7 protein-coding genes are annotated in these 5,045 nt (G+C 65.1%); 3 read left to right on the top strand and 4 right to left on the bottom strand.

Annotation, left to right across the window (positions count from 1 at the left end; genetic code table 11):
- On the top strand, positions 1-227 hold a 227-nt coding region (locus tag JWP65_RS18165; protein ID WP_299766281.1), incomplete at its 5' end, for a hypothetical protein.
- Positions 228-293: 66 nt separating this feature from the next.
- Here the strand turns inward: JWP65_RS18165 and JWP65_RS18160 are convergent.
- The 4 genes from JWP65_RS18160 to JWP65_RS18145 form a co-directional block, all read right to left on the bottom strand.
- Positions 294-791: a hypothetical protein gene (locus tag JWP65_RS18160; protein ID WP_299766278.1), complete on the bottom strand. Its 498-nt coding sequence runs from the start codon at positions 789-791 to the stop codon at positions 294-296.
- Between the two features lie 424 nt (positions 792-1,215).
- Positions 1,216-1,413 (bottom strand): hypothetical protein, encoded by a 198-nt coding sequence (locus JWP65_RS18155; RefSeq protein WP_299766276.1) that lies wholly within the window; start codon positions 1,411-1,413, stop codon positions 1,216-1,218.
- Positions 1,414-1,687: 274 nt separating this feature from the next.
- Positions 1,688-2,605, bottom strand: coding sequence for an SPFH domain-containing protein (locus JWP65_RS18150; protein WP_299766274.1), 918 nt, complete (start codon positions 2,603-2,605; stop codon positions 1,688-1,690).
- 14 nt (positions 2,606-2,619) lie between these two features.
- Positions 2,620-3,045 (bottom strand): NfeD family protein, encoded by a 426-nt coding sequence (locus JWP65_RS18145; protein ID WP_299766271.1) that lies wholly within the window; start codon positions 3,043-3,045, stop codon positions 2,620-2,622.
- A 130-nt stretch (positions 3,046-3,175) separates the two neighbouring features.
- Between JWP65_RS18145 and JWP65_RS18140 the strand changes: the two genes are divergently transcribed.
- Positions 3,176-3,826, top strand: a complete 651-nt coding sequence (locus JWP65_RS18140; protein WP_299766269.1) for a hypothetical protein — start codon at positions 3,176-3,178, stop codon at positions 3,824-3,826.
- 139 nt (positions 3,827-3,965) lie between these two features.
- Positions 3,966-5,045 (top strand): Orn/Lys/Arg decarboxylase N-terminal domain-containing protein (locus JWP65_RS18135; protein ID WP_299766267.1); only part of this gene is annotated, 1,080 nt, incomplete at its 3' end.

Below are 5,045 nucleotides of genomic sequence, written 5' to 3'. Positions count from 1 at the left end.
TCTTGGGTGCGATCGATTCGACCGCCGCCCACAACGCGACACACAGCGCCATCGTGCCTGGCGCAGAAGGGGCTGATGGACACTCGCTGCCCGGTGCAGCCGGCGACATTGCATTGATGCGCGGTGTTCTGGCGCACCTTGTGGGTGAGTCGCCATCTTGGCCGCTTGCAAGACGTGCCCCAGGCGTTGCGGTGCCGGAAGCGCTGAACCGCCTCGACTGCGGCTAGGGCCTTGAGACTTGATGAGCGCGTCGAGGCCGGGCCACTAGCGGCGCGTCACTGGCCTCCGCCGCCTCAGGGCTTCTTGAAGATCTCGCCGATCAGGAACAAAAGGCCGACGCCGCCAGCGAGCCCCAAGGAGATCTTGGCCGCCATGATCTCGGTGGCGAGGAACTTCCAGAACGGGGAGGCTAGAAGCACAGCAAAGGGCACTACCGTCGATCCGTTGAGGAAGTCGACGATGGTCTTGCTGCGGTCGTAGGAGAAGCGGCGTTCCTTGAGCCAGGCCCGAATCAGGCCTACCGCGACGGCAAGGAGGCCCGCTCCAATGGTTGCCATGTCGATGGCATTGCCATCGGCACCGAACAGCATCAGAGAATGTGCGCGACTTTGAAGGCGACAGCGGCCACGGTGGCGCCCACGGCGCCGGACCACTTCACCCGGGGCGGTGATGCCCAGGCTTGCCATGAGATCCGGCGGGAGCTGCACGCCCAACAGGTTTCCGAGCGCGACACCAACGATCGCGCCGGACAGAATCAGACGTGCGACGGTCAATTTGGACATGCTCTTCATGGGTGCGCCTTCTATGTTCGACCACGTTCCGGGCCGTTGATGTCCGAAAAGTCCAGCTAGGCGATCAACGGTAGCAATATTTTGCCAGTAAATGAGTTTACGTGTAATACGGCAGAGGTCAAGCCACGGCACGACGCAGGCTTTCTTCGGCGCCGGCTGGGGGCGCTCTGCGCCGGCTTCTTTTGCCCGCCTGTTCCGTGAGCCGGAACAGAGGTCATGGTTGGGTGCTTTGTTGGGATTTCTATTCGAACGGTCCGGAAGCCGCGCGAAACCTAGGCGTTGGGCGGAAAGTGTGATCCGCCAATATTGCGAAGCCCGATAAAGGTGAGTCAATCAATGACTTACGTTTATCGGGCTTTTTGCATTCGACGCCATCCATGCCATGGAGCAGGCGGCGCTCAATGCGATGCAGGGGGCGACTGGGTCAGGGCGGGGGCTGGCCGTCCTTGAAGGCCTGAAGGATGGCGGTCTGCCTCTTTGACTCGGCCAGGATGTCGTGAAGGATGCCCCTGGTGCCGATCAACGCGAAGGGCAAGATGATCCAGGCGATCAGCAGCACGATGCCGAAGACGGCGGCACAAAGCGTAAACCAGAGATTCGAGATGCCCAGCAGGGATTCCATGGGAGACACCTTGTGTTGAAGTGGCTGTCGGTCGCCGCAGATTACACGAACCACACCCATGACGGTACAGCGCACGACTGAAGTGCCAATCCCCGGCAACGCCGCAGGCCGGCGGCGTTTCTTCGACACACTGCTCGCCTGGCCGGGCTGGCGGGGGCATCTGCCTGCACGGCACGCGCTTTCGCGCGAGCCTGGGTGGCTTGCTGCGCCGGCTGCTGCCGGGGCAACTGAGGCCGGGCGGGCGCGGGCCCGCCTGCTCAAGGGCGACTGCAGCTCAGGCCGCAGGGCGCCCGGCCTGCATCATGCGCATCGCCGACGCGATCAGCGCCGACACTTCGGTCATGTTGCTCGGCACGATCAGCGTGGTGGTCGCGTCCTGCGCCACCTTGCCGTAGGCGTCGACCGCGCGCTCGGCCACCTTCAGCTGCACTGCCTGCTCGCCGCCGGGCTGGCGGATGGCTTCGGCGACCTGGCGGATGGCGGAGGCGGTGGCTTCGGCCACTGCGATGATGGCGGAGGCCTCGCCCTGGGCCTTGTTGATCTCGGCCTGCTTTTCGCCCTCGGATCGGGCGATGAACGCCTCGCGCTCGCCGGTGGCGATGTTGATCTGCTCTTGGCGACGGCCCTCCGAGGCGGCGATCAGGGCGCGCTTTTCGCGCTCAGCCGTGATCTGCGACTGCATGGCGCGCAGGATGGCTTCGGGCGGCGTCAGGTCCTTGATCTCGTAGCGCAGCACCTTCACTCCCCAGTTCAGTGCGGCCTCGTCGATGGCTTGCACCACCTGCAAGTTGATGATGTCGCGTTCCTCGAAGGTCTTGTCCAGCTCCATCTTGCCGATCACGCTGCGCAGCGTGGTCTGCGCCAGCTGGGTGATGGCGATGATGTAGTTGGACGCGCCGTAGCTGGCGCGCATCGGGTCGGTCACCTGGAAGTAGAGGATCCCATCCACGGTCAGTTGCGTGTTGTCGCGGGTGATGCAGACCTGGCTGGGCACGTCGAGCGGGATTTCCTTGAGGCTGTGCTTGTAGGCCACCTTGTCGACGAAGGGCACCAGGATGCTCAGGCCCGGGGTGAGCGTGGTGTTGTACTTGCCCAGCCGTTCCACCACCCAGGCGTTCTGCTGCGGCACGACCCGAAAGGCGCGCACCACGAAGATGCCGGCGATGACGAACAGGATGATTGCGATTTCCATGCTTTGTTTTCTCCTCAGACTTTCTCGACCACCAGACGGCTGCCGGTGACTTCACGCACCCGGTAGTTGCCCGGGCCTTCGGAGGTCGAGCCATAAGGCACGACCGTCCAGTTGGCGCCACGGTAACGCACCGTGGCCGTATGGTCGGGGCCCCAGCCAAGAACGTGCACGGTTTCGCCAACATCCAGATTGACGTCGGGGTTGGCTTCGGCGCGGGCCTGCGGCGGCCGGCGCTTGCGCGCCAGGTGCCAGGCCGCGGTGGCCCCGCCGCCGACGATGGCCGCAGCCACCAGCTGGGCGGGCACGCCCAGGCCCAGGTGCGCCGCGATGGCGCCCGCCGCCAGTCCGATGGCCAGCATCAGCAGGTAGAAAGTGCCAGTCACCAGCTCGATGCCCACGGCAGCGCCGGCCAGGAGCCACCAGATCGTCGATTCCGTCATAAGTCCCTCTTTGCGCGCATTGTGGTTCAATTCGACATCGAAGCAAGCAGGCAGCGGCTGCGGCGCCACCCGATGGCCGCGGCCACGACCAGAATCTGCTTTGCCTGTCCGATCGCACACCCGACTTTCCATGCACCCTGCGCAAGCCCTGGCGCCCGTTTTTCTCACCCTGTTGTCGGCTGCGGCGGCCTTGCCGGCCCAGGCCAGGAGCCCACGCTCCGACACGGTGTTCGACACCATCACCCTGTACGGAGGCCGCGGGGCGGACCACAACCTGCGCGAGCTGCCCAGGGCCGTGCCGAGTGCAGAGGTGGATTGGGACCGCACCTACTTTACCGGCCTGGGCCTGAGCAAGCAGCTGGGACAGCTGGGCGACGGCATCACGCTGCTGCGCGACACGCCGCTGGGCGCCCTTGGATATGGCTACGAAGGCATCGTCGTCAAGCACCGCGGCCTGCAGGACAACATGGAGGCCGGAGCCGTCGGCAAGCTGATGACCCCTTGGCTGTTCGTCGGTCCCGTCGGCGTGAATGCCGCGCTGGGCGTGGGCATGTCGCACGCCTTCGGCAAGCCTTCGTACGAGGACGGCCCCGCTTCGGACCCGCAGCGTCGCTACCGCACCCAGCTGCTGTTGACCTTCGACCTGGAATGGAAGATCCGCGGCGCCGACGATTTCTCGGTCGTCACTCGCGTGCACCACCGCTCCGGCGCCTACGGGCTGGTGGCGCCGCGCCGTGTCGGCTCGAACTTCCTCGCCTTGGGGCTGCGCTACCACTTCTGAGCCGGCACGAAGCCGCCGGTCGCTGCCCCCGTTGGGCGCCGGCCGGCCAAATGCGCGTGAATTCCGGCCGCTGCGCGTGCGCGGCCGCGGGATTTCATACACTTCGCCCCTCACTGCCTTTTTCGCCTGGACGCCCCTGATGAAGTTCCGCTTCCCCATCGTCATCATCGACGAAGACTACCGCTCGGAGAACACCTCCGGTTTGGGCATTCGTGCGCTGGCCCAGGCCATCGAGTCCGAGGGCTTCGAAGTGCTGGGTGTCACCGGCTACGGCGACCTCTCCCAGTTCGCCCAGCAACAGTCGCGCGCCAGCGCCTTCATCCTGTCGATCGACGACGAGGAGTTCTCGCCCGGCCCCGACCTCGACCCGGCGGTGCTGAACCTGCGCAAGTTCATCGAGGAGGTGCGGCGCAAGAACCTGGAAGTCCCGATCTACGTGTACGGCGAGACCAAGACCTCGCGCCACATCCCCAACGACATCCTGCGCGAGTTGCACGGCTTCATCCACATGTTCGAGGACACGCCGGAGTTCGTGGCGCGCCACATCATCCGGGAAGCCAAGAGCTACCTGGAGGGGGTGCAGCCGCCGTTCTTCAAGGCGCTGCTCGACTACGCCGAGGACGGCTCCTACTCCTGGCACTGCCCCGGCCACTCGGGCGGCGTCGCCTTCCTCAAGAGCCCGGTGGGCCAGATGTTCCACCAGTTCTTTGGCGAGAACATGCTGCGCGCCGACGTCTGCAACGCGGTGGAGGAGCTGGGCCAGCTGCTGGACCACACCGGCCCGGTGGCGGCCAGCGAGCGCAACGCGGCGCGGATCTTCAACGCCGACCACTGCTTTTTCGTCACCAACGGCACCAGCACCAGCAACAAGATGGTGTGGCACCACACCGTGGCGCCGGACGACGTGGTGGTGGTCGACCGCAACTGCCACAAGTCGATCCTGCACGCGATCATCATGACCGGCTCGATCCCGGTGTTCATGAAGCCCACGCGCAACCACTTCGGCATCATCGGCCCGATCCCGCAAAGCGAGTTCGAGCCGGCGGCCATCCGCGAGAAGATCCGCAACAACCCGCTGCTCAAGCACGTCGACGCCGACACCGTCAAGCCCCGGGTGATGACGCTCACGCAGTCCACCTACGACGGCGTCATCTACAACACCGAGACCATCAAGAAGATGCTCGATGGCTACGTCGACACGCTGCACTTCGACGAGGCC

Origin of the sequence: Ramlibacter sp. (assembly GCF_028292805.1) — a bacterium.
Classification (GTDB): Bacteria; Pseudomonadota; Gammaproteobacteria; order Burkholderiales; family Burkholderiaceae_C; genus Ramlibacter.
The sequence above is the reverse complement of the archived record's forward strand: the minus strand, read 5'-3'. Positions and strand labels throughout refer to the sequence as shown.

Bases quoted from the DNA above. Each gene is read 5' to 3' on its own strand.
- JWP65_RS18155 (WP_299766276.1), bottom strand. From the start codon at position 1,413: ATGGAATCCCTGCTGGGCATCTCGAATCTCTGGTTTACGCTTTGTGCC.
- JWP65_RS18160 (WP_299766278.1), bottom strand. From the start codon at position 791: ATGAAGAGCATGTCCAAATTGACCGTCGCACGTCTGATTCTGTCCGGC.
- JWP65_RS18145 (WP_299766271.1), bottom strand. From the start codon at position 3,045: ATGACGGAATCGACGATCTGGTGGCTCCTGGCCGGCGCTGCCGTGGGC.
- JWP65_RS18150 (WP_299766274.1), bottom strand. From the start codon at position 2,605: ATGGAAATCGCAATCATCCTGTTCGTCATCGCCGGCATCTTCGTGGTG.
- JWP65_RS18140 (WP_299766269.1), top strand. From the start codon at position 3,176: ATGCACCCTGCGCAAGCCCTGGCGCCCGTTTTTCTCACCCTGTTGTCG.